The sequence below is a fragment of the Saccharothrix sp. CB00851 genome (assembly GCF_001905065.1).
In the GTDB taxonomy this organism is placed as follows: domain Bacteria; phylum Actinomycetota; class Actinomycetes; order Mycobacteriales; family Pseudonocardiaceae; genus Actinosynnema.
In genome coordinates this window covers 91,759-114,350 of record NZ_LWLC01000025.1, presented here as the reverse complement: position 1 = coordinate 114,350, position 22,592 = coordinate 91,759, and the positions used below count along the sequence as shown (strand labels likewise).

At 71.8% G+C, this 22,592-nt stretch carries 22 protein-coding genes; 6 read left to right on the top strand and 16 right to left on the bottom strand.

Annotated elements, in window-relative coordinates; translation table 11 throughout:
- Window positions 1-58: 58 nt before the first annotated feature.
- The 13 genes from A6A25_RS24755 to A6A25_RS24695 all read right to left on the bottom strand — a co-directional run bounded on the left by A6A25_RS24755 (window position 59) and on the right by A6A25_RS24695 (window position 14,765).
- A complete protein-coding gene (locus A6A25_RS24755; protein ID WP_073893737.1) occupies window positions 59-1,204 on the bottom strand; it encodes a glycosyltransferase in 1,146 nt (381 codons plus the stop codon).
- A 5-nt stretch (window positions 1,205-1,209) separates the two neighbouring features.
- Window positions 1,210-2,136 carry an alpha/beta hydrolase gene (locus A6A25_RS24750; protein ID WP_241828894.1) on the bottom strand — a complete coding sequence of 309 codons (927 nt, stop codon included), beginning with the start codon at window positions 2,134-2,136 and terminating at the stop codon, window positions 1,210-1,212.
- A complete protein-coding gene (locus A6A25_RS24745; RefSeq protein ID WP_073893700.1) occupies window positions 2,133-3,101 on the bottom strand; it encodes an alpha-ketoacid dehydrogenase subunit beta in 969 nt (322 codons plus the stop codon). The genes A6A25_RS24750 and A6A25_RS24745 overlap by 4 nt, the downstream gene beginning before the upstream one ends.
- A complete protein-coding gene (locus A6A25_RS24740) occupies window positions 3,101-4,102 on the bottom strand; it encodes a thiamine pyrophosphate-dependent dehydrogenase E1 component subunit alpha (RefSeq protein ID WP_241828893.1) in 1,002 nt (333 codons plus the stop codon). Before A6A25_RS24740 ends, A6A25_RS24745 begins: the two co-directional genes overlap by 1 nt.
- Window positions 4,090-4,989, bottom strand: coding sequence for a phytanoyl-CoA dioxygenase family protein (locus tag A6A25_RS24735; RefSeq protein ID WP_073893698.1), 900 nt, complete (start codon window positions 4,987-4,989; stop codon window positions 4,090-4,092). Before A6A25_RS24735 ends, A6A25_RS24740 begins: the two co-directional genes overlap by 13 nt.
- Before the next feature lie 13 nt (window positions 4,990-5,002).
- Window positions 5,003-6,091, bottom strand: a complete 1,089-nt coding sequence (gene hppD / locus A6A25_RS24730; RefSeq protein ID WP_073893696.1) for a 4-hydroxyphenylpyruvate dioxygenase — start codon at window positions 6,089-6,091, stop codon at window positions 5,003-5,005.
- The gene (locus A6A25_RS24725) at window positions 6,072-6,320 is read right to left on the bottom strand and encodes a hypothetical protein (RefSeq protein ID WP_073893694.1); all 249 of its coding nucleotides are present in this window, start codon (window positions 6,318-6,320) and stop codon (window positions 6,072-6,074) included. The genes hppD and A6A25_RS24725 overlap by 20 nt, the downstream gene beginning before the upstream one ends.
- Complete coding sequence (locus tag A6A25_RS24720; protein WP_073893692.1) at window positions 6,317-7,729, bottom strand: class I adenylate-forming enzyme family protein; 1,413 nt, start codon at window positions 7,727-7,729, stop codon at window positions 6,317-6,319. Before A6A25_RS24720 ends, A6A25_RS24725 begins: the two co-directional genes overlap by 4 nt.
- An 89-nt stretch (window positions 7,730-7,818) precedes the next feature.
- Window positions 7,819-9,195: an aminotransferase-like domain-containing protein gene (locus tag A6A25_RS24715; protein ID WP_073893690.1), complete on the bottom strand. Its 1,377-nt coding sequence runs from the start codon at window positions 9,193-9,195 to the stop codon at window positions 7,819-7,821.
- Window positions 9,192-10,835 (bottom strand): condensation domain-containing protein, encoded by a 1,644-nt coding sequence (locus tag A6A25_RS24710; RefSeq protein WP_073893688.1) that lies wholly within the window; start codon window positions 10,833-10,835, stop codon window positions 9,192-9,194. The genes A6A25_RS24715 and A6A25_RS24710 overlap by 4 nt, the downstream gene beginning before the upstream one ends.
- A gap of 3 nt (window positions 10,836-10,838) precedes the next feature.
- Window positions 10,839-12,485, bottom strand: coding sequence for a class I adenylate-forming enzyme family protein (locus A6A25_RS24705; RefSeq protein ID WP_073893686.1), 1,647 nt, complete (start codon window positions 12,483-12,485; stop codon window positions 10,839-10,841).
- A gap of 163 nt (window positions 12,486-12,648) precedes the next feature.
- Window positions 12,649-13,626: an alpha/beta fold hydrolase gene (locus tag A6A25_RS24700; RefSeq protein WP_073893684.1), complete on the bottom strand. Its 978-nt coding sequence runs from the start codon at window positions 13,624-13,626 to the stop codon at window positions 12,649-12,651.
- Window positions 13,623-14,765 carry a glycosyltransferase gene (locus tag A6A25_RS24695; RefSeq protein WP_073893682.1) on the bottom strand — a complete coding sequence of 381 codons (1,143 nt, stop codon included), beginning with the start codon at window positions 14,763-14,765 and terminating at the stop codon, window positions 13,623-13,625. The genes A6A25_RS24700 and A6A25_RS24695 overlap by 4 nt, the downstream gene beginning before the upstream one ends.
- A 57-nt stretch (window positions 14,766-14,822) precedes the next feature.
- Here A6A25_RS24695 and A6A25_RS24690 point away from each other — a divergent pair, with 57 nt between their 5' ends.
- Genes A6A25_RS24690 through A6A25_RS24680 form a run of 3 tightly spaced genes read left to right on the top strand, consistent with a single transcriptional unit; the run spans window position 14,823 to window position 16,842 of the window.
- On the top strand, window positions 14,823-15,752 hold the full coding sequence (locus tag A6A25_RS24690; RefSeq protein ID WP_073893680.1) for a 3-oxoacyl-[acyl-carrier-protein] synthase III C-terminal domain-containing protein: 930 nt from the start codon (window positions 14,823-14,825) through the stop codon (window positions 15,750-15,752).
- 26 nt (window positions 15,753-15,778) lie between these two features.
- A complete protein-coding gene (locus tag A6A25_RS24685) occupies window positions 15,779-16,060 on the top strand; it encodes a phosphopantetheine-binding protein (protein WP_073893678.1) in 282 nt (93 codons plus the stop codon).
- The gene (locus A6A25_RS24680) at window positions 16,057-16,842 is read left to right on the top strand and encodes a 2-hydroxy-acid oxidase (protein WP_143193370.1); all 786 of its coding nucleotides are present in this window, start codon (window positions 16,057-16,059) and stop codon (window positions 16,840-16,842) included. Before A6A25_RS24685 ends, A6A25_RS24680 begins: the two co-directional genes overlap by 4 nt.
- A gap of 12 nt (window positions 16,843-16,854) precedes the next feature.
- On the opposite strand, the gene A6A25_RS24675 is transcribed toward A6A25_RS24680, so the two are convergent.
- The 3 genes from A6A25_RS24675 to A6A25_RS24665 are packed head-to-tail and all read right to left on the bottom strand — an operon-like array spanning window position 16,855 to window position 19,752.
- On the bottom strand, window positions 16,855-18,267 hold the full coding sequence (locus A6A25_RS24675; protein ID WP_073893731.1) for a condensation domain-containing protein: 1,413 nt from the start codon (window positions 18,265-18,267) through the stop codon (window positions 16,855-16,857).
- Entirely contained in the window at window positions 18,260-19,495 is a 1,236-nt protein-coding gene (locus A6A25_RS24670) for a beta-ketoacyl-[acyl-carrier-protein] synthase family protein (protein ID WP_073893674.1), read from the bottom strand. Before A6A25_RS24670 ends, A6A25_RS24675 begins: the two co-directional genes overlap by 8 nt.
- Complete coding sequence (locus A6A25_RS24665; protein ID WP_073893672.1) at window positions 19,492-19,752, bottom strand: acyl carrier protein; 261 nt, start codon at window positions 19,750-19,752, stop codon at window positions 19,492-19,494. Before A6A25_RS24665 ends, A6A25_RS24670 begins: the two co-directional genes overlap by 4 nt.
- A gap of 151 nt (window positions 19,753-19,903) precedes the next feature.
- On the opposite strand from A6A25_RS24665, the gene A6A25_RS24660 reads away from it, so the two are divergent.
- Genes A6A25_RS24660 through A6A25_RS24650 form a run of 3 tightly spaced genes read left to right on the top strand, consistent with a single transcriptional unit; the run spans window position 19,904 to window position 22,592 of the window.
- Window positions 19,904-21,322 carry an AMP-binding protein gene (locus A6A25_RS24660; protein WP_158073807.1) on the top strand — a complete coding sequence of 473 codons (1,419 nt, stop codon included), beginning with the start codon at window positions 19,904-19,906 and terminating at the stop codon, window positions 21,320-21,322.
- Window positions 21,313-22,089, top strand: a complete 777-nt coding sequence (locus A6A25_RS24655; protein ID WP_073893670.1) for a hypothetical protein — start codon at window positions 21,313-21,315, stop codon at window positions 22,087-22,089. Before A6A25_RS24660 ends, A6A25_RS24655 begins: the two co-directional genes overlap by 10 nt.
- Complete coding sequence (locus A6A25_RS24650) at window positions 22,083-22,592, top strand: phosphopantetheine-binding protein (RefSeq protein WP_073893668.1); 510 nt, start codon at window positions 22,083-22,085, stop codon at window positions 22,590-22,592. The genes A6A25_RS24655 and A6A25_RS24650 overlap by 7 nt, the downstream gene beginning before the upstream one ends.

Here is a 22,592-nt window from a genome sequence, read left to right as displayed (position 1 = left end):
CAATCATGACCTACTACCAGGCCGAAGATTTGGAGACACGCCCTAGGCGCACGGCCGGTCAGGTGTAGTCGGGCAGGGTGCGGGCCACGTCGTGTGGTGACGGCATCGTGGCCACCTCGGCGGACAGGGCGCGGGCGGCGTGGAGCACGGTGTCGTCGGTGAGCAGCCGGCGGGCCTTGGTCGCGATCGCGTCGGCGGTCACGTCTTCGGGCAGCAGGTGGTCGCCCAGGCCGGCCTCGGTCACGACCTCGGCGTTGTTGAACTGGTCGGCCGCCTGCGGCAGGACGAGCTGTGGCACGCCCGCGCCGAACGTGCCCAAAGTGGTGCCCGCGCCGCCGTGGTGGACCACGAGGTCCGCGTGGGGCAGCAGGTCGGCTTGGGCTACCCACGGGAGCAGCACGACGTTGTCCGGCAGGTCGCTCAGCGCCGCCGGATCGACCTTCCGCCCGGCGGACACGAGCACCTTCGCGCCCACCACCGCCAGGCCGTCGATGGCGGTGCGCAGCAGTGCCGCCTCGCTGAACGCCGTGCCCAACGTCAAGTACACCAGAGGCTCCCGGTGCTCCACGACCCACGACGGCAACTCGCCCGATGCGGCGAACGCCACCGGACGCAACGGGATCCGGTGCGCCGACGAGGCCAGGAAGGCCGGGTTCTGCACCGACGGCGGGCAGATGTCGAGGTACGGGTGGCCCAGTGCCATGGGGTCGGTGCGGGGCACCTCGACGCCCAGCTCGGCACCGAGGGCGGTGAGGTAGTCGCGCGCGGGCTCGGCGAAGTCGGGTTCCTGCCACATCCGCCCGTACGAGTGGCACAGCGCGGGCACGCCCGCGACCTTCGCGGCGAGGCCCGCGCCGGGGTTGCCGAACTCGTGCACGACCAGGTCGGGCTTGCGCTCGGCGAGGACCGGCGCGAGTTCGGTGGCGAAGCTGCGCGGCAGCACCGAGGCGAACGTGAACGCGACCCGCTCGGGGTCGACGTCGCCCGGGTTCCCGGGCCTGGCGTCCGCCATCGCGGTCTCGAACGCCTTGCGCGGCGACATGCCGCCCTTGATGTGCTCGATGCCGTGTGCGGCCAGGACGTCCGCGAAGAGCCTGCCGGTGAAGTAGTAGACGTCGTGGCCGAGTTCCCGCGCGGCGACGGCGAGCGGCAGCAGGGGGAAGGTGTGCCCGTACAGACCGAGGCTGGAGAACAGGATTCGCACGGGCTTCACCGACCGAGGTGGGTGCGCAGGAACGCCGCGACCTCGGCCCGTGCCTCACGAGCCGCGTCCACCACGCCCGACATGGCGAAGAAGCCGTGCGCCACCCCGGCGTAACGCGTCGCGACCACGGGCACACCGGCCTCGCGCAGTCGTTCGGCGTACTGCTCGCCCTCGTCGCGCAACGGGTCGTGCTCGGCGGTGATGACGAGAGCCGGCGGCAGGCCGGTCAGGTCCTCGGCGAGCAGAGGCGAGGCCCGCGGGTCGCGGCCGTCGTCCGGGTCGGCCAGGTAGTGGCCCCAGTACCAGGCGACGGATCGGCGGTTGAACGTGGCGGGGTCGTCGTTCTCGCGCATGGACTCGGTGTCGCCGCGGTGGTCGGTGTTGGGGTAGACCAGCACCTGGGCGGCCAGCGCGGGTCCGCCGGGGTCGAGGGTCACCACGGCCGCGAGGTTGCCGCCGGCGCTGTCGCCCGCCACGGCGAGGCGGTCGGGGTCGACGCCGAGCTCGGCCGCGTGCGCGGCGATCCAGGCGACGGCCGTGCGGCAGTCGTCCACGGCGGCGGGGAACTTGTGCTCGGGCGCCAGCCGGTAGCCGACGGTGATCACCTGGCAGGGCACCGCGTTGGCCAGGGCGCGGCAGATCTCGTCGGAGGTCTCGATGCTGCCCAGCGCCCAACCGCCGCCGAAGAAGTAGACCAGAGTGGGCAGGGGCCCGGCCGCGTCCACCGGGCGGTAGACCCGGATCGGCAGGTCGCCGCCCGGTCCGGGCAGGTGCCGATCGGTGACGTGGCGCACCGGCTCCCCCGCGCCCGCCGCCGCCCGGATCGCGGCGAGGTCGGCGGCCCGCGCCTGGTCGATCGAGAGGGTGTAGAGCGGCGGGGAGGCCGGGCTCCCGAGCGGCGGGTCCAGTGGCATGCGGGTCTCCGTCGTCACTGCTTGAGCACCTTCTGGATGGCGGCGGTCAACTGGCCGCGGTCGGGTTGCACGGCGAGGTCGAGCCCGAGGGCGAACGGCACCACGGCGCCGTCCGGCCTGGTCACCCTGACCGGCGGCACGGTCAGGTCGCACCGCTCGGCCGCGGTGGCGATGACCTCGGCGGCGATGCCGCACATGCGGTTGGCGTCGTCGACCACGACCAGCCGACCGGTCTTGGCCACCGAGGCGGCCAGCCCGTCCCAGTCGAACGGGTACACGGTGCGCGGGTCGAACACCTCCACCGAGACGTCATCGGCCAACTCCTCGGCGACCGCCAGCGCGTCGTGCACGAGGTGCCCGACCGCCACGACCGTGACGTCCCCGCCCTCGCGGTGGACCCGACCGACACCGAGCGGCACCGGGGCCAGGCCGTCGTAGTCGAGGTCCACCCGGACGCCGAGCGCCGCCGCCGGTGCGAACACCACCACCGGGTCGTCGTCACGGATCGCCGTGGTCAGCAGGCCGTAGGCGTCCTCGGGCGTGGCGGGCACCACCGTCTTCACCCCGGCGTGGGCGAACAAGGCGTACGGGTGGTCGGAGTGCTGCCCGGCCCAGCCCGTCTTCGACCCGGAACCGGGCACCAAGTACGTCACCGGCACGCGGGTCTGACCACCGGTCATCAACGAGAACTTGTGCGCCTGGTTGACGATCTGCTCGAACGCCAGGTACAGCAGCGCCGGGATCTGGAACTCGATCACCGGCCGCCGCCCGGCCAGCGCCGCACCGGTGGCGAAGCTCGTGAACGCCTGCTCCGACAGCGGCGTGTCCAGCACCCGGTCCGGCCCGAACCGCTTGAGCAGGCCCGCGGTCACGTTGGAGACCGCGACCCGGACGTCCTCACCCAGCACGAACACCGCCGGGTCGCGGGCCAGTTCGTCACCCAGCGCGCGGTTGAGCGCCTTCTGGTAGGACAGCCACGGCATCACTCACCACCACCCGGACGTGCACGCATCCCGGTGGCGTACAGGTGGTCGAGCGCGCCGACGGGGTCTGGGTGCGGGCTGTCGAGCGCGAACGCGACCGCCGCGTCCACAACGGACTCGATTTCCGCTTCGAGGAGTTCTCGCTCCCCGTCGGTCAGCCGCGCGCCCTGGATCTCCACCGGATCTCTCTCGCGTCCGCTGAGGACCTCGTCGTCGTCCCGGTAGCGGACCCGGGCTTTGTGCTCCCACGTGTGGTGCGCGTCGAACCGGTAGGTCAGGCACTCGACCAGCGACGGCCCACCGCCCGCGCGGGCCCGGTCCACCGCCTCGCGCGCCGCGGCGAGCACCGTGCGCGGGTCCATCCCGTCCACCGTCACCGACGGTATCCCGAACGCCTCGCCACGCCCGGTGATCGTGCCCGCGACGGCGTCCGACACGGTCAGGGTGGTGGCATAGCCGTTGTTCTCGCACACGAACAGCACCGGCAGCCGCCACAACGCGGCCAGGTTCAGGGCTTCCAGCAGCACGCCCTGGTTGACCGCGCCGTCACCGAAGAAGCTCACCGCGACCCGGTCGCTGCCCTCCTGCCGGGCGGCCCAGGCCGCGCCCGCCGTGATCGCGCCGTTGGCACCGACGATCGCGTTCGCGCCGAGGATGCCCAACGCGAAGTCCGCGGCGTGCATCGACCCGCCGCGCCCCTTGTTCAGCCCGGTGGCGCGACCGGCCAGCTCGGCGAGCACCCGGGCGGGATCGGCGCCCTTGGCGAGCACGTGCCCGTGCCCGCGGTGGGTGCTGGTGATCACGTCGTCCACGCGCAGCGCAGCGCACACACCGGCGGCGATGGCCTCCTGGCCCGTGTACGGGTGGATGCCGCCGATGATGTCGCCGGAGCGGACGAGGTCGACCGCCCGCTCCTCGAACCGGCGGATCAACCGCACCGCGCGGTACAGGCCGACGTCGGTGTCCGGGGCGTGTGCCACCACGGCGGTCAGGAGCGCCACACGGGCGGGCAGAACTCGGGGTCGGCGTAGTCCGGCTTGCCGTCCGGGGTGCGCCGCACGAGGGAGTCGTGGTTGTAGAAGGCCAGGTTGCCGTCCGACAGGGCGAACTCGCGGTAGGCGTTGTCGCCGTCCTGCAAGTGCAGCGAGATGGCCTGGCGCGGCCGGGTGGAGCGGTTGGGCCCGCTGCCGTGGTAGGTGCGGCAGTGGTGGAAGCTCATGTGCCCCTTGGGGATGATCATCGGGATCTTCCGGACCGTGGTGCCGTTGTGCTCGGCGTTGGCCGTGAGCAGCTTCTCCAGGTGGTCCGGGTCCCGTTCGGCGAAGTGCTTGGTGGCACTGTCGTCCGAGCCGACCTCCTCCCAGACGTGGCTGCCGTCGACCATGGTGATCGTGCCCAGTTCCTCGTCGCAGTCGTGGAACGGGATGAACGCGGTGAGCATCCGGTCCGACGAGGACGACGACCAGTAGTGCTTGTCGAAGTGCCACGGCACGACGTTCGACGGCTCCTCGGCGATCGGCGGCTTGTAGATCAGGGTCGACTGGAACACCCGGATCTCGTCGGCCTCCGCCAGCCGCGCGGCCACCGCGCCGATCAGCGGCTTGAGCAGCGCCTTGGCGATCGCGTCGCTCTCGTAGTGCACGTAGTCGTTGTGGCGCTGGACGTCACCGTGCTCGGGCGTCCAGTAGGCCAGCCGGGGCGGGCGCGTCGGCAGCAGGCGGCTGCGCTCCCCCGCGTAGTACCGGTCGACCGCCGCGGCCAGCTCGTCCACCTCGTCGTCGGAGAACAGCTTCTTCGACAGGTACCAGCCGTGCTCGGCGTAGAACCGGACCTCGTCGTCGGTCGGGAGCAGGGCGCGCTCCTGCTCGGTCAGCGCGAACTCGTTCACGGTGCTCTCCCCTTCAGCCGGCCGTCGTGCCGGACAGTTCGCCCTGCTTCGCCTCGTACAGCGCCTTGATGTTCCCGCTGCCGAAGGTCAGCGCGCCCCGCCGCTCGATGATCTCCAGGAAGAGCGTCCGGCGCACGTGCATCGACTCGGTGAAGATCTGCAGCAACTGCCCCCAGTGGTCCCGGTCGACCAGGACGCCGAGCCGGCGCAGCTCGTCCAGCGGCGCGTCCAGGTGGCCGACCCGTTCTTCGAGCGCGTCGTAGTAGGCGCTCGGGGTGCCGAGGAACCGCACGCCCTTGTCGCCGAGCGTGCTCACCGCCTTGACGATGTCGTCGGTGCCGAACGCGACGTGCTGCACGCCCGCGCCCGCGTGCCAGGTCAGGAAGTTGTCGATCTGCCCGGGTTGGCGCTGCGGGTCCGGCTCGATCAACGTGAACGTGACGTGCCCGGACGGGCTCTGCACCACCTTGGAGTCCATGCCCTGGCCGCCGACCTCGACGTACTCCTCGAAGATCTGGGTGAACCCGAACACGTCCACGTAGTACTGGGCGGTCGGGGTGAGACCGCCCGCGGGCACGCAGATCGCCAGGTGGTCGATCGCGCGCAGCAGCTTGTCGTCGGTGTGCGGCTCGGGGTCGGTCACCTCGATCGCGCCGGGCAGGAACTCCTTCGGCGAGCCGTGCCGCTCGACCAGCCGGTGCGTCACGTCGGAGAAGCCGGAGACCTCGGCCACGACGACCCGCTCGTCCCGCCCGCCCGGTCCCCCGGTCACGTACTCGCGCGGTGGCGACACCGGCTCGGCGCCGCGCTCGGTGAGTCCGCGGTAGGCCGCTTCGACGTCGTCCACGCCGATCCCCACGACCGCCACGCCGTCGCCGTGCTTGCGCACGTACTCGGTCGCGGGGTGGTCGGGCGTCAGGCCGGTGGTCAGGACGACCTGGATGTCGCCCTGCCGCAACAGCAGCGAGCGCCCGCCCTCCAGCCCGGTCTCGGGTCCGCCCTGACCGCAGATCTTGAACCCGAAGGCGGTGCAGAGGTAGAACGCCGCCTGCCTCGCGTCACCCACGTATAACTCGATGTGGTCAATCCCGGAAATGTTCATCAGGCATCCCGATCACTTCCCGGAGCACGTCAGCGGCTCCCGAGACGGTGGTCATGCGGCCGTACTGACCGCTGTCGAGTTCCATGCGCACGCCGTAGCGCTGTTCGACCTGGTGCACCAGCCAGGCCAGTTCCATCGATTCGATCAGCTCGGGGACGTCCTGCGCGGGCCTGCCGTGCAGGGTCGCGAGCATCGCCAGGATGTCCTCGCGGTCGGGTGGCACGCTCATCGCGCCACCTCCTGCGCGGCCTGGCGGAGCACCGAGCGGTCGCGGACCAGCTTTCCGGTGGTGGTGCGCGGCATCGGGTCGAGGACTTGCAGCCGTCGCGGTCTCTTGTAGGGGGCGAGCCGTTCGGTCAGGGCCGCTTGGACGGATGCCGCCGTGGCGGGCGCGTCGAGCTGGGCGTAGGCGGTGATGACGTCGTCGTGCAGCACCACGGCCGCCACCACGCCCGGCAGTTCGGCCAACGTCGCCTCCACCTCGGTCAGGTCGACCTTCAGGCCGCCGACCGACACCTGGGAGTCGAGGCGCCCCTTCACGGTGACGAGCCCGGTGCGCGGGTCGACCTCGCCCGCGTCCCTGGTGTGCAGCCAGCCGTCCGCCCACCTGTCCGGGTCGGACAGACCCACGTACGGGGACTCGGGGCGGCTCACCCACAGCTCGCCGTCGCGCTCCACCACCGACAGGTCAGGGGCCGGGGTGAGGGCGGGCCGGTGCTCGCCGAACAGGTCGGTGGCGATCACGCCGACCTCCGTCATCCCCCACATGTTGCCCAGCGGCACGCCGTACTTCGCGGTGAAGGCGGCGGCGGTCGCGGCGGGCACCGCTTCGCCGCCGGTGGTCATCCGCTTGAGCTGCGGCAGGGACGGCGGGTCCACCACGGACGCGAGCAGTCCGATGTGGAACGGCACGCCCAGCACCGTCGCCGGGGTCGGTTCGGCCGCGACCGCGTCCAGCACGCTGTCACCGGTGAGCCGTTCGGGCGGCCGGACCTGGACACCGGCGTGCAGGCCGTACAGCAGGGCGCCGACCAGGCCGAGCACGTGCACCATCGAGGCCAGCACGACGATCCGCTCGCCCGGCAGCGGCACGCCGTCGATCCGGGTGTACCGCTCGATCTCGGCGACCAGGTCGGCGGCCGTGCGGCCGATCACCTTGGACGGGCCGGTGGAGCCGGAGCTGAGCTGGATCACCGCGTGCGGTGTCGCGGCGGGACGGCCGGGGCGGGCCGTGACGGTCTCCTCCACGTCCGCGAACGGGCTCAGCGGGCTGCTCGTGACCCGTCCCGGCTCGACCAGCACCTGCGGTGCGAGCCTGCCGAGCGCGGCGTCGACCTCGAACGCGGTGAGCCGGTGGTCGAGCAAACTCACCTGAGCGCCGATGCGCCAACCGGCGAGCAGGTTGGCCACGTACGCGACCGACGGTGGCAGGCGCAGCGCGAGTGTCCCGCCCGCGCGCAGTCCGGCCTCCGCCAGGCGTGCTTGCCGTTGCGCGACCAGCCGACGCAGCGCGGCGCGGTCGACCGGTCCACCCGAGTAGAGGCAGCTATCGTCGTCCGCGCCGCGCAGCAGGATCTCGTCGACCCATTCCGGACTTGTCACGAGTGCTGATCCGGCCGACGCCAGGCCTTTGGTCATCAGTTCTCCCGCCTGGTTCCGGAGGCCATTTCGAAAATGTTGCGCGGAACTTTCGACTCAGCCGCGGGCCGAGTGAGCCGAATCGTACGTCAGGGCTCGCCCGACGCACCATCGGCCAATCGGCCGCGACGAATCATCGGGTTCCCCGATCGGCCCGTCCGGTCATTGATCAATGCGGCCAGCCGATCGAGGCCGCGGTCGATCAGGTCGACCGAAACGACACTGCAGGAAAGGCGCAGGGCGCGGACTTCCGAACTGTCGTCGTAGAAATGCCCCATTGGTGTCCACAACACGCCGTAGTCGCGGGCGGAGCGTTCCAGGAGTGCGTCGTCCACCACGAACGGGACGGTGACCACGACGAAGAACCCACCGGTCGGCACGGTCCAGGTGACGTCCGTTCCGGGCGGGAAGCGCTCGGCCAACCCGGCTACGAGGTGCCGCAGGTTCCGGTCGTAGAGCTGCCGCTCCGGCGCGGTCGCCGCGGTGAGGTGGCAGCCGTGCGCCAGCAACTTGCCGCCGACGACGGCCTGCGCGATCGGCGACGTGTTCACCGTCAGCATGCTCTTGATCTTGGACAGCTGGTCCGCGAACAGGCCGACCACGCCGTCGGCGCCGGCCACCCGCTGGTCGGCGACCGCGTAGCCCACCCGTGCGCCGGGCAGCACGGACTTGGCGAAAGAGCCCAGGTAGACGACCCGCCGGCCCTCGTCCAGGGCCTTGAGCGTGGGTATCCGGTCCGACTCGCCGTGGAACAGCCCGTAGGGGTTGTCCTCGATCAGCAGGACGTCCTCGGCGGCGGCCACCTCCAGCAGCCGCCGCCTGGTCGCCAGGTCCAGGCTCAGCCCCGACGGGTTGGCGAAGTCGGGCACCACGTAGCACGCACGCGGCCGGCGGCCGGCGGCACGCTCCCGCCGGATCACGGTGACCAGGTCGTCCAGGTCGATCCCGTGCTCGCCGGTGCGCACCGGGCGCACGGGCAGGTCGACCAGCCGCGCCGCGCCGGTCAGCCCGACGTACGTCGGCGACACCGCGAGCAGGACGTCGCGCTCGTCGGCGCGCAGGGCGCGCAACACGAGGAACATCGCCTCCTGGCACCCCGCGGTGACCACCACCGATTCCGGGTCGATCGCGATGCCCTCGTCCAGCCGCAGGTTTTCCGCGACCAGTTCGTGGATGATCCCCTTGGTCCGACCGTACTGCAATACGGTGCGCCGCACCTGTTCTTCGGTGCGCCCGAGCTCTTGTGCGAGATAGCGGCAGAACTCGCGCAGATATCGGTGCACGTCCGCCAGGTCGAAGAACTCCTCGCTCGGCCTGCCGGCCGCCAGCGGTATCGCGTCCGGATAGTGGATCGCGACCTCGTTGAGGAAATTCATCGAGTTGAGCGCCGGATCCTTCAACGCGCCGAACAACGTCCCGGTGGCCAGGTCGGCGACGATCTCCGCGGTGACCGGCGGTGTGCTCACCGAAGATCCCCCTCCGTGGTCCGACGGCGCTCGCGGGCGGCCACGACCGCGCGCAGCAGGTCGTCCAGCTCGTCGTCGGAGAGGTCGGCCAGCGCGGCGTCGCGGGCGGCGTCGTCGGGCGGGTCGGGAGCGAGTTCGGCCGACACGACCTCGGCGAGGGCCGCGATCGTGGGCGAGGTGACGATGCGGTCCATCGGCAGGGTGACGCCGTAGAGGTCGGCGATGCGGGCGGCGAACCGGACCGCGGTCAACGACCCGCTGCCGCGGGCGAACAGGTTGTCGTGCGGGCCGATCGGTTCGGTGGTGCGCAGGAGCTCGGCCCAGATCCCGGCCATGGTCTCCTCGATCCGGTCACGCGACGGCACCGGGTTCTCGGCCACCTCGGGCGGCGGCTCGGCGATGACCTGGCCGTTCGGCGACGGCTCGGTCACCGCCGACCACTCCCCGTCGGGAGCGGGCACCGGCACCTGTGCGACCGCGGTGTCCGCGGCCACGTGCTCCAACACGGCCACCACCGTCCGCAGCAACCAGGCGGCGAACCCCGGGTCGGTGCGGTGCTCCAAGGTCAGCGTGCCGTTCTCGTCCGCACGCAGGTCGAGGTCGGCTTCGGCGCTGCCCGTCAGGACGACGTGGCTCCGCACGGTCACGCCGGGCAGGTCCAGCGCCGGCGCGGCAGGCGGCTCGAAGGTGAACCGCGGCGCGGACAGGTCGGCCCCCAGTTCCTCGGCGAGCTTCGTCAGCGGGACCTCGTCGTGCGACACCGCCTGCTCCGTGGCGTTCCGCACCCGGTCGAGCAGGTCGCCGAACGCCGGTTCGCCCGCCAGGGACACCCGGACGGGGACAGCGTCGGCGAACGGGCCCGCGATCGGCTCCAGCTCCACCCGCACGCGCCCGCTCACCGGCACCCCGACCACGAGGTCGTCCACCCGGGCGTACCGGGACAGCACCACGGCGTACGCGGCGAGGAACACCGTGGACAGGGTGGCTCCGACGTCCTCCGCCACGTCGACCAGTCGTCGGACCGCGGCGGAGTCGACCGCCGCCGTCACCCGCGCGGCACGGTGTCCGGCCGGGAGCCGCACCCGCGCGGGCGCGTCACGCAACGCCTCGCGCCAGTGCTCCAGCTGACGCACCAGCTCCTCGCCGGCCAACCGCTCACGCTGCCACACGGCGTAGTCCCCGTAGTCCATCCACGACGGCGGCAGCGCGGCCAGACCTTTGCTGTACACAGTGGACAGATCGGCGAACAGCATCGCCAGTGCGGAGCGGTCGGCGATGGCCCGGTGCGCCACCACCACGAACAGGCACCGGTCCGCGCCGACCTCGATCACCGCCGCCCTCAGCAGAGGCTCGCGGTAAAGGTCGAACGGCTGCTCGACCAGCGCCGCGGCCACCGACTCGGCCCGCCCGACGTCATCGGGCACGACGACGTGCTCGACCACCACGCGACCCGTCTCCGCGACGACCTGCTCGCCGGAGGCGGTGACGCTCGTCCGGAGCGTCGGGTGCCGCGCGACCACGACGTCCATCGCCCGTTGCAGCGCGACGGGATCGACCGGACCGTCCAGCCAGGTCGCGTGGGACAGGGGCTCGGGCAGGGACAGCGCGTGCGCCTGCGCGAACGACAGCGGATACCGCACGAACTACCTCCCGTGGGGCGCGTCCGCCAGAGCCGGTTGCCGCATGAGGAACTTGCGCACCTTCCCCGTCGGCCCGACCGTCAGCTGCGCGTCGGGGATGACGTCGACCCGGCGCAGCGTGCGCGCCACCGCCTCGCCGACCGCGGCGCGGACCTCCTCACCCCGGTCCAGCGCGGGGTCTGCGCCCTCGTGCAGCACCAGCAGCACGTCGGTGATCGGCGGACCGTCCTCCCGCTTGGTCGCCAGGACCGTGCAGTCGCGGACATCCGGGCACCGGGCGAGGACGCGCTCCTCGGTCAACGCGGTGTAGAGCCAGTTCCCGCCGCCGAGGTCGACCGCGTCACTGGCCCGGTCGAGGTGGTAGTAGTAGCCCTCCTCGTCCCGGTACATCAGGTCGCCGGTCAGGTAGTAGCCGTTGAGGCGGTGGCGGTAGGTGGCGGTGGAGTCGTTCCAGTAGCCGGGGGCGAGCGTCGGTGACTTGAGCCCGCACTGACCGACCTGGCCGACCGGCACCTCCTCGCCCGTCGTCACGTCCAGCAACGCCACCTCCGCGAACGGGTACGGCTTGCCGACGCAGCGGTCGTAGCGGTCGCTGCCGAGCCGGTGGCTCATGGCGAACGCGGCGTGGCCCATCTCGGTCGAGCCGAGCGTGTCGATGAACTTCGAGCCCGGCACGTCGACCACGCCGTCCGGCGTCCACACGGGGTGGCTGCCGACCGCGACGAGCTTGCGGATGTGCGCCTCGTGCGCGCAGTCGCCGGTGCTGGACCAGTTGCGCACCGAGCTCAGGTCGCGTCGGGTCAGGTCGAACCGCGCCAGCTCCGCCCAGGTGACGGCGAAACCGAACACCCCCGTCGGCCGCCACCGCTCGATGGCGTCCAGGACCACCTCGCCGCTGTGCTCGAACGGTCCTCCCTGCCCGGACAGGCACAGCAACTCGTACCCGTTGCACAGGGCCTGGTTCACCACGATGATCCCGGCGGCGTGCGCGGCGGGCAGCACGGACAGCTCGCGCACCTGCCCGTGCGGCCTGGCTTCGGTGAGCCGCACCGCGCGCACCGCGGCGAACAGGGAGTGGTGCGAGTGCACGACCGGCGTCGGCGTCCGGGTGGTGCCCGACGAGTGCGTGATCGCCACCGGGTCGTCGCCGTGGTGGCGGTAGGGCGGGGGCGCCTGGGCCGGATCGCCGGTGCCGGTCTCCGCGGCGTCGCCCAGGATCGGCACGCCCAGTTCGTGGTCCCGCAGCGCCGCGTGGTCGGCGTCGACCAGCACGCCGACGCCGCGCAGCCGGCGGACGAACTCCGCGGCGACCTGGATCGGCATGCTCCCGTTCATCAGCGCCGGGATCGCGCCGAGGTGGTTGAGTGCGAAGAAGTTGAGGAACACGTCGGCCGCCGACGTGACGAACACGGCGACGGGGTCGCGTCGGCCGATCCCCTTGCGGGTGAACCAGTCCGCCCGCGCCGCGACCCGTTCGGTCAGGTCGCGCAGCGACAGCGGCGTCCACGCGGGTATGCCGTCCACGTCGACGTCGAAGGTCAGCCGCGGGGCGTCCAGGTCGGCGCCGTGCTCCAGCAGCATGGGCAGCACGTTGCCCGCACCGACCCGCAGGTCCTGCGCCAGCGCGGCGCGCAGGTTCGCCCGACTCATCAGACCTCCCGGTTTGCGGAGAACAGTGGACCACCGAACGGACGCCACCAAGTCGGGCTCCCGCATCGGCAGCGGTGGGGCTGTGGCGCTTCGCGGACTGCGGCGGCGACGATCGCCGGTCTCGTGAACCTGGCGACCGCGGGCGCGGACGTGTGATCCGAGACTAGGTTCGCGATTCCCCTGTGGCAATCGGGCTTTCGGCCGTGTCCGAATTCGGTGCGGGCGACTTCGGGTTCCCGGCCAAGCGGTCGGTGATCGCGGCGCCGATCCGCGCGACCGGCTCCGGCAGCAACATGTGCTCGTGCAGGCAGTCCACTTCGACCACGTCGACCGGTCCGCTCACGCAGTCGTCCCACGAGCCGACCTTCGCCTCGGTGGTCCGCTCGTCCTCGGTGGCGGAGAGGAACAGCACCGGGCCGCGGACCCGGCCGGGGCGATGGCGTTGTGCCACCGCCAGGTTGTTCCTGATCACGTGCGGCAGGGCGAGCAGTTGGCGGTCCGGCCACTCGTGCAGCCCCAACCCCGGTCGACCGCGGACGACTTCCAGCATCCGGCGCACCGGGTCGGGGTCGTCCGGCTCGACCACCGGCTGGTAACCGAACTCTCGCAGCACGAAGTCGCACACCAGCCACAGGTTGTCGTCGGCCACGCTGAGGCTGTTCGGCAGGCCGGGCACCGTGTCGCCGATGACGAGCAGGCCGACCTCGTGGCCGCGCCGCTCCAGTTCCTCAGCGATCGCGTGCGCCACGTTTCCGCCGATCGACCACCCGAACAGGTGGTACGGGCCGGCGGGCTGGGTGAGCCTGATCCGGTCGGCGAAGTCCCGCGCCACCTCGGCCATGTCCACCGGCAGCGGTTCGGGCCTGCGCAGCCCGCGCAGTTGCAGGCCGTACACCGGGTGCTCGGGCGCGAGGTGCGGCAGCAGCGCGAGGTAGCACCAGCTCGCACCCACCAACGGCGGCGCGCAGAACAGCGCGGGGCCGGCACCGCCCTCCCGCAGCGGCAGCACCAGGTCCAGGACGCCACCCACGCGGCGGATGTCGGCCCGCCGCTGTCTGGCCCACGCGAACTCCTCGGCCGCCGGCAGCGCCTTCACCCTGGACCCGTCCACCGGACCGTCCTCCCGCTCGCGTGTGGTCACGTGCCGGACGCCAACTCGACCAGGTGGCCGGCGGCTGCCGCCGCGCCACCGGCGGCGGCGAACTCCGCCCCGATCCGACGGGCGTGGTGCCGGTAGTCCGGCTGGTCGAGCACCGCCCGCACGGCGGCGTCCAGTTCGGCCACCGTGACGTCGAGGATCGACACCTCGATGCCCGCGCCCGACCGGGCGACCTGCCGCGCCAACGCCACCTGCTCGGCCCGGACCGGCGCGACGACCATCGGGACCCCGAAGGTGAGCGCTTCGTTGACGGCGCCGCCGGCGTGGCACACCACCGCGTCCAGCTTCGGCATCAGGTCGAGCATCGGCACCAGCTCGGCGGTGATGGCGTTGTCCGGGAAGGACTCCGCGGCCACGCCGGAGGTCACGAAGACCGCCTGCACCTCGTCCACCATGGGTGCGAGCACCGCGGCGGCCCGGTCGTAGAAGTCGCCGATCATGTGGCCGACCAGCGTGCCGACCGTGACCAGCACGTGCCTGCGGTCGGGATCCCAGAGGTGCCAGGGGAAATCGGGTGCGTTCGGCCGGGTGCCCAGTGCCGCGCCGGTGAGCACGCAGCGGTCCGGCAGCACGGCGTCGCCCACGAGTCCGGGCGTCATCAGGGCGACCACCAGGTGCGGCGAGAACCTGGGGTCGATCGGCTCGCCGGACAGGCCCGCCATCGCCACCGCCTGCGCCATCTTGTCGGCCAGGTAGTCCTCGAACCCGACGAGGTCTTCCGGCGGGGTCAGCTCCAGCGTGCCGGTGCACAGGGTTGCCCACGGAATGCCGTGCCGGTGCGCCACCAACGCGCCGGCCAGCGCGTACTGCTCGGTGACTACGACGTCCGGCTTGTGCTCCAGCACGGCTGCTTCGACGGGGCCGAGGGTGAAGCGGGTGAACGGGATCAGGTACCCGTCCCACATCGCCCGCACCCCGGCCATGCCCCTCTCGTCGTAGCGGCGGTAGGCCCGTGCGCCGGTCGGGTGCACCGTCGCACTCGGACCGACCAGTGGGCGCAGCACGTTCTCCGGACCGCACCAGACGACTTCGTGACCCGCGCGGGCGAGTTCCTGCCCGATCGCGAGCATGGGGTAGAGGTGGCCTTGCAGCGGCAGCACAACCAGCAGAAACCGCGACACCGCAACATCGTGGCACACATTGACGTTCCCCGGAACGACGTGGTGGGATCCCGAAGTGTGACCGCTCTCGACGCGGTGTCGGTGTACACACCGGCTTTTCGCGTTCCCATCGAGGACTTGGCCGACCCGCTCGGCTTGACCGACATCCAGGTCAGGCTCTTCCGGCGGTTCCACGGGCTCGACCAGGTCCGGTTCGCCCCGGACCGGTCGCCCGGCGAGCTGTTGCGCGCCGCCGTCGAAGGGCTCGCCGAGCTGCGCGGTCAGGAGCACCGGGTCCGGTACGTGATCCACGGCCGCGCCATGCCGGTCGTCGTGCCGTACCCGCACAACCCGCTGCACGACGTCTGCCGTCAGCTCGGGCTCGGTCACGCGCTCGCTTTCACCGTCACGCAACAGAGTTGCGCGAGCGGGCTGCTGGCGGTCGAGCTGGCCGGGAGGCTGCTCGCCGGTGATCCGGACGAGAACGCCTTGGCGTTGGTGCTGACGGGTGAGAAGGCGTTCACCCGCCACGCGCGGCTGATCCCGGGCACGTCACTGTTCGGCGAGGGCGCGTCCGCGTGCCTGGTGAGCGCCAACGGGCCGCGCGACCGGATGTTGTCCTTCGTGTGCGCGCAACGCGGCGATTTCGACGGTGAGTTCGGCGATCGCGAGGAAGAGTTCCAACGCCAGTACCGCCCATCGCTGGCCGAGGTGATCAACCGGGCGGTCGCCGACGCGGGGCTCACCCTGGACGACATCCGGTTGGTCCTGCCGCACAACGTCAACGTCGTGACCTGGCAACGCCTCTGCTCGCTCATGGGCTTCCCGGTGCAGCGCGTGCTGCTGTCGAACGTACCCGACCACGGCCACCTGTTCTGCACCGACGCGTTCGCCAACTACCGCACCGCCCGGGAGCGCGACCTGCTCCGCGAAGGCGACCACTACCTCGTCGCGACCGTCGGCGCCGGAGCCGGGGCGACGTTCTCCGCGATGGTGTTCCAGCACTGATCCCACGTCCCACCCAGGAGGCCGCCATGACCGCACCCGACGCCCAGGTCGACAGCGCATTACGGGACCGCGTGGTCCAGGCGATGACCACCGTCCTCAAGCGGCTGGTCGAGCGCGAGGAGCCGATCACCGAGGACATGCACATGGCCGACGAGCTGGGCGTCAGCTCGTCGCTGGGGTTGGAGCTGCTGCTGGAGGTGGAGGAGCAGCTCGGCATCCAGATCGACGTGGAGCGGATGCGCCCGGACGAGCTGCTGACCGTCGGCGAGCTGGCCACGTTCATCGCCGGCCACAGCCGGCCCTGGTGATGCGCCTGGTCCGCGCCGGGCGCAGGGCTTTCACCGGCAATGCCGACGTCCTCGCCGACCACGAGCACCGCGCGCAGGTGACCGACTACTTCGCCGACCTCGTCCGGCCCTTCGGCACCGAACCCGTGACCGACCTGTCCGGCCAGTCCTACGGCGAGATGGCGAACTTGTTGGTGGCGCAGGTCGTGCCCGCGGCGGAGTCGGTCGACCTGCTGGTGCTGGCGTTCTCGATCCACGACGTGTGGCCGGGCCGGGCGACCGCGACCTACCTCAGCCACGTCTGCCCCGGCACGCCCATGTCGTTCGCCGTCTGCGACCAGGGCAGCGCGTCGCCGTTCACCGGGTTGCGCGTCATCGGCGACTACGGCGTGCGGCGGGCGCTGCTGGTCGTGGTCGAACAGGCCGCGCTGCCCTACGAGTCGACGGCGGTGACACCGTCGGCGCACCAAGGCGTGGCCATGCTCTACGAGAAGAGGGCGGGCACTCAGGCGACCCAGGTCCGCCAGTACCCCGGTGTAGGGCCGGAAGCCGTGCCCGAACTGGCCCGGCGAGGGGTGGCCGAGCTGTCGGCCGGCCACCCCGGCGCACGGGTCGTGCTGAGCGACTCGCTCGCCTCGGTGTGGCCGGACCACCCCGACCACACCCGCGCGCCGGCCGGGCAGCCCACGACGGGGGTGTGGTGGCAGTTGGCCGGTGCGCGGGACGGCACGGTGCTGGTGGGCGACTACGACCGGGACCTGCGCTACCTGTGCTTCGCCGTGGTCACCCCGATCGGTCCCTAGTGGACTGACCGGTCACGCACCGGTGACTGCCGGTCGGGGTTGTGCGCCGGTCGGCACGTCCGAGCGGAACGCGGCCTCGACGGCCACCTCCTCCACCGCGTACAACATCGCTTCCACCTGCTCGGCCGGGAAGGCCTCGGTGTCGCTGACCACCTGGAGGTACACGGTGTCCGGGTGGTCCTCGATGTTGACGAACAGCTGGTCGGTCCACCGGTAGACGAACTTGTGCCACTTGAGGTGCGTCTCGGGCAGCCTGGCCCTGATCTCGTCCTCGGTGAGGGGCACGGCCTCCGCCACCGCGTCGGCACGGGCCCTGGTGCTGAACCGCCGGTCGTTGATCCGGCACGTGATCCGGGCCGGGTAGCCGCGTTCGGCGTCCAGGCGCGCGGCCAGCTCCGCCAACTGGTCGGGGTCGTAGTAGGAGTTCATCAGGGCCGCGGTCGTGGCCTGGCGCGCCTGCGCGATCACGTCGTCCACCGTGCCGTCGAAGTCGAGGGTGAGCACGGCGTTCTGCACCACCGAGCCGATGACGTCGGCCAACCCTGGCCGGTACCGGTTGCCCGCGGCCACGTGCAGGGTCAGCGGGTTGACGCCGGTGGCCCGGGCGATCGCGGTGGCGATCACCGCGAGCAGCACCCGTCCGGTGTCCGTGCGGGTCCGCCGCGCGATCTCGACCACGGCCAGGTACGCGGCCCGCGACTGGAACCGCACGTTGCGGCACCGCCGCCCCGCCTCGTAGTCCGGCGCACCCGACTCGCCGAACGTCAGCGGCGGCAGGGCACGCAGGTGGGTTTCCCAGTAGCGCATGGCCCGGTCGCTGACCCGCCGCAGCTCCGGCGTCGCCTCCTGGCGGGCCAGGTCCGCGAGCCGCACCGCGTCCGGGTCCACCGGGCGGCCGACCAGCTCGCCGAGGCCGAGGTCGGTCATGAGCAGCAACCCGCCCACGCCGTCCACGACCAGGTGGCCGAGGGTGAGCACCAGGTACACGGCTTCGCCCCGGTACTGCATCACGCCCATGCGCAGCGGCCACGGGGTGTGCTCCTCCAGCGGGGACGCCATCCACTTGAGCCACAGCCTGTTGCCGTGGTCGACGGCGTCGGTGCGGTCGAGGTGGTCGGCGAAGGTCATGACCTCCAGGTCGATCTCGCCGGACCCGTGCACCACCTGGCACGGTTTGCCGTCGTCGTCGGTGCCGAACCGCGTCCGCAACGCGGAGTGCTTGCCCATCAGCCTGCTCAGGCGTTCGGCGACGTCGGCGACGGTCAGGCCCTCCGGCAGGTGGTGCGCGCCGCTGATGTTGTAGGTCCAGTCGCTGTTGCGCATGTCCTGCAGGATGGTCTTCTGGCCCCAGCTCAGCGGCGCGGTTCCCGCGCCGGGCCCGGAGAACGGGACGGTGACGCGGCTCTGGACGATCCGTTCACCCATCGGCACTCCCGAGGATCACGCTCACGTTGTGGCCACCGAAGCCGAACGAGTTGGACATGACCGCGCCCACCGCGGCGGGCAGCGCCTCACCGCGGACGTGGTTGAGGTCGCAGGCCGGGTCGGGGTCGTCCAGGTTGTGGGTCGGTGGGATCAGTCCCTTGCGCATGGAGACGATGCCGATCGCCGCTTCGACCACACCCGACGCGCCGAGCATGTGCCCGGTGACCCCCTTGGTCGAGCTGACCGGCGGCATGGCGTCGCCGTACACGCTCCGGATCGCCGCCGCCTCGGCCGAGTCGCCCGCCTTCGTGCCCGTGCCGTGCGCGTTGAGGTAGTCGATGTCGTCTGTGGACAGTCCGGCATCCCGAAGTGCGATCCGCATGCTCTCCGCCGCGCTGGAGCCGTCGGGCCGGGGCGTGGTGGGGTGGTGCGCGTCGCTGGTCGCACCCCAGCCGAGCACGTCGGCGTGCACCGCCGCGCCGCGCGCCCGCGCGAAGTCGGACCGCTCCAGCACGAGGACACCGGCACCCTCGCCGAGCACGAAACCGTTGCGGCGCCGGTCGAACGGGCGGCTCGCGGTGGTCGGGTCGGGCCAGTTGCGGGCGAGTGCGAGCGCGTTGCCGAAGGCGTCGGCGAAGGTCGGAAACAGCGGCGCTTCGGTGCACCCGCACACCACCACGTCGGCTTCACCCGACCGCAGGATGCGCATCGCCTCACCGATGGACTGCCCACCGGCGGCGCACGCCGTACCGGACGACGACGTGTACCCCCGGATGCCGAACTTGATGGCGACCCGCGCCGCCGCCATGTTGGGCAGCACACCGGGAAGCAGCAACGGGCTGACGCCCAGACGGCCGCGCCGGGACCGCTCCACCGCCTGTTCGGCGAGCGTCGCAAGTCCACCGACCCCGGAGAGCACGACCGCGACGCGGTACGGGTCGACGTCGCGCCCGATCTCGATCCCGGCGTCGGCCAGGGCGTCGTCCGCGGCCCGCACGGCCATCACGATCGAGCGGTCGACCACCCGTGATTCCTTCGGCGGCAGAACGCTTTCCGGGTCGATGACCGGTCCGATCGCGGCCGCGTCGAGCACACCGTGCAGCGGGTGGTCCTCCGGCGGGCGCACGACCGCGGACCGACCGGCGCACACCGCCCCGAAGACCTCTTCCGCCGCGGTGCCGACCGGGCTGACCAGCCCGATCCCCGTCACGGCAACGCTTGCGCTCACGTGGCCGTGGCGGTCTGCGCGCGCCGGGCCACCTCGGCGCAGAACTCGCCCACCGTCATGGCGGCGAACCGCTCGGCCTCGTCCTCGTCGAACCGGACGCCGAAGTGGTCCTCCACCCGCAGCGACAGCTCGGCCAGGGCGAGCGATTCGAGGTCGGCGCCCGCCGGGCCGAGCACCGTGTCGTCGTCCATGTCGGCGGTGCTGTACTTCATGACCGTCAGCGAGTCGAAAAGGAACTGGCGGATCTCGGATTCCATGGCGGCACTTCCCCTCTCCGGGAGGTCAACCGGAATCTGCCCCACGGGGGCCGAAGCCGTCAAGCGCAAGCACATCACCGAATACGGGCTATGGACCGGTTCCCGGACAGACCGCAGAATGTGCGCCATGCCCTCGGCGATGCTGGATCTCGTGACGCACGAAGAGGCGCCGCCGCGGTCCCCTGCCGTCCACCTCGTCGGCGGAAGGACGCTGTCGTACGGCGACTTGGCCGCCCTTGTCGCCCAAGCGGAGCGATCCCTGCGCCACGACGCCAAGGCGTTGGTGCTGTGCGCGGGAGACCGCGACCTGCCCACGCTCTTGACCTACCTGGCCGCGCTGCGGCTCGGCCACACGGTCGCATTCCTGCCCGCCTCGTCCGAAATAGTTTCGAAGTACCAACCGGAATTCGTCATGCCGGGACCGGGTGGCGGATCGGAATTGGCCGCTCTCGGTTACCTGCCAGGCGAAGAGGTGGGAGGTTCGCACGTCTTCCGCAGGCGTTCGGCGCGACCGGCGGGCGACATCTTCCCGGACACGGCGCTGCTGCTGTCGACTTCCGGAACCACGGGGAGCCCCAAAGCGGTGCGGCTGTCGTACGACGGGGTGGCCGACAACGCCGCCGCCATCGTCCGGGCGTTGGGTGTCACGGCCGCCGAACGGGCGCCGACCACGTTGCCGATCACCCATGCCTATGGCTTATCGGTGGTGAACAGCCACCTGATCGCGGGCGCGAGCATCGTGCTGACCGACCGGTCGCCGTTGTCGTTGGCGCTGTGGGACCACGTGACCAGGGCGGGCGCCACCTCGTTCGCCGCCGTGCCGACGACCTACGCGGCGCTCGGCCCCGCGCACGTGAACCTGTTGGAACGCACCGAGATCCGCACGATGACCCAGTCAGGCGCGCGTCTGGGCGACGAGCTGACGATGCGGCTGGTGCGGATGATGCAGCGGCGCCACGGCCGGTTCTTCCCCATGTACGGCCAGACCGAGGCCACCTCGCGGATCACGTGCCTCGACCCGGCCGCTCTCCCGGACCACCTCGGCTCGGTCGGGACGGCGGTGCCCGGCGGCGTCCTCACCATCGCCCCCACCGAAGCGCACGACCGGGCCGCACCCGGTGAGGGCGCCGTGCACTACCGCGGTCCGGGCGTGATGCTCGGCTACGCGACCGGTCGCGACGACCTCGGCCGGGGCCCCGAAGTGGACGTGCTGGACACGGGCGACCTCGGGTACCTGCGCGACGGCTACCTCTACCTGACCGGGCGCACCAAGCGGATCGCCAAGGTGCTCGGCGTCCGCACGAGCCTGGACGACCTGGAGCGCGTGGTCGAGCGGTCCGGCCACCCGTCCGCCGTGGTCTGCCGCGACGACGTGGTGTACCTGTTCGGCGCGGGTGACCCGGACGTGCACGAGCGGCAGCGGCGGCGATTGGCCGAGGCGCTGGGGGTGCCGAGCCGGCACGTGGCCCTACGCCACGTCGACCGCCTGCCCCAGACGCCCGGCGGCAAGGTCGACTACCGGGCGCTGACGGCGGCCGTGGACACCCAGGAGGTCGGGCCGTGGAACTGACGCACTGGCGACAGCTGGCCGATCGCGGACCGGACCTCGTGCTGTGCCTGGACTTCCCCGGTGGACGGGCCGCGGCGGGGTTCGCGGACCTGGCGTCCGGTGTCGCGGTGGACGCCTCCTTCCTGCACCTCGCCCAGCCCGGCTCGGGGCCGCTCGACGCGTGCGTCGACCGCTGGGTGGCGGACGCGGCGGCGACCGGCCGCCCGGTGCGCGCGGTGCTCGGGTACTGCGCCGGGGCATCGCTGGCCACCTGCGTCGCCGACGCCGTCGCCGAGTCGGCACCCGCGCCGGTGACCCTGCTCTTCGACGCCGCGGCGACCACTTCCGGTTCGCTGGGCCACCAGTTCACCTCCACCATCGAGACCTCGGCGGACCACCTGACCGCCGAGGAGCTGGACGACGCGCGTGCCCTGGCGGACGAGCTGGTCGAGGCGCACCCGGACGACCTGCCCCGCATCGCCGCGGCCCTGGTCGACCGGTACGACGCGTTGATGGGCGAGGTCGCCGCGCGGCTGTCGCTCAACCAGTTCTTCCGGCAGCAGCTCACCGGCGGGTTCGCCGCCTACGTGGAGTACATGCTGCTGGCCGCCCAGGGCCGGTTCGACACGCGCTCCGGGACGCCGTTGTTCGTGTCCTCGAAGGACCACGAGCCGCCCGTGGACGACGTCCGGCGCCTGGCGCTGGACGTCGACCACGCCGACCTGCTGCGCGAGCCCGCGGTGCACGACCTCGTCGCCGAACTGCTGATAGGAGAGCGCCCGTGGTGAACGTGGCCGAGATAGCCGACGTCCTGTCCGCGCACCCCGGCGTGAGCCGGGCCGAGGTCGCCGTCGTGCGCCACGACGGGCGTGACGTCACGGTCGCCGCCGTCGAGCTGACCGAGTACCTGAGCGGGCCGGTGCTGCGCAACCACGTGCACCAACAGCTCGGCGAGGACTGCGGGCTCAACGGTGTGCTCGTCGTGGACCAGGTCCCGATGGTGGACGGCGCGGTGGACGCCGGGCAGTTGGCGGCGGCCGTCGCGGACGGCCGGTGCACCCTGTTCGAGGACCCGCGCGACGACGTCGAGCGGCGGGTCGCGGCGATCTGGTCGGCGGAGATGGACGTGCGGCCGGTCGGCGCGACCGACGACTTCCTGGAGCTGGGCGGCGATTCGCTGTCCGCGCTCGGCATCATCGCCGCGCTCGAAGCGGAGTTCGACCGGCCGCTGGACGTGTACGAGTTCATGAGCGCGTCCAGCGTCCGGCGGCTGGCCGAGATGCTGCGGTAG

What these genes read in the sequence shown, in the direction of transcription:
- A6A25_RS24745 (WP_073893700.1), bottom strand. Translation starts at nt 3,101, where the DNA reads ATGCCGTGGCTGTCCTACCAGAAGGCGCTCAACCGCGCGCTGGGTGAC.
- hppD (WP_073893696.1), bottom strand. Translation starts at nt 6,091, where the DNA reads ATGAACATTTCCGGGATTGACCACATCGAGTTATACGTGGGTGACGCG.
- A6A25_RS24725 (WP_073893694.1), bottom strand. Translation starts at nt 6,320, where the DNA reads ATGAGCGTGCCACCCGACCGCGAGGACATCCTGGCGATGCTCGCGACC.
- A6A25_RS24720 (WP_073893692.1), bottom strand. Translation starts at nt 7,729, where the DNA reads ATGACCAAAGGCCTGGCGTCGGCCGGATCAGCACTCGTGACAAGTCCG.
- A6A25_RS24705 (WP_073893686.1), bottom strand. Translation starts at nt 12,485, where the DNA reads ATGAGTCGGGCGAACCTGCGCGCCGCGCTGGCGCAGGACCTGCGGGTC.
- A6A25_RS24685 (WP_073893678.1), top strand. Translation starts at nt 15,779, where the DNA reads ATGACCGCACCCGACGCCCAGGTCGACAGCGCATTACGGGACCGCGTG.
- A6A25_RS24675 (WP_073893731.1), bottom strand. Translation starts at nt 18,267, where the DNA reads ATGGGTGAACGGATCGTCCAGAGCCGCGTCACCGTCCCGTTCTCCGGG.
- A6A25_RS24665 (WP_073893672.1), bottom strand. Translation starts at nt 19,752, where the DNA reads ATGGAATCCGAGATCCGCCAGTTCCTTTTCGACTCGCTGACGGTCATG.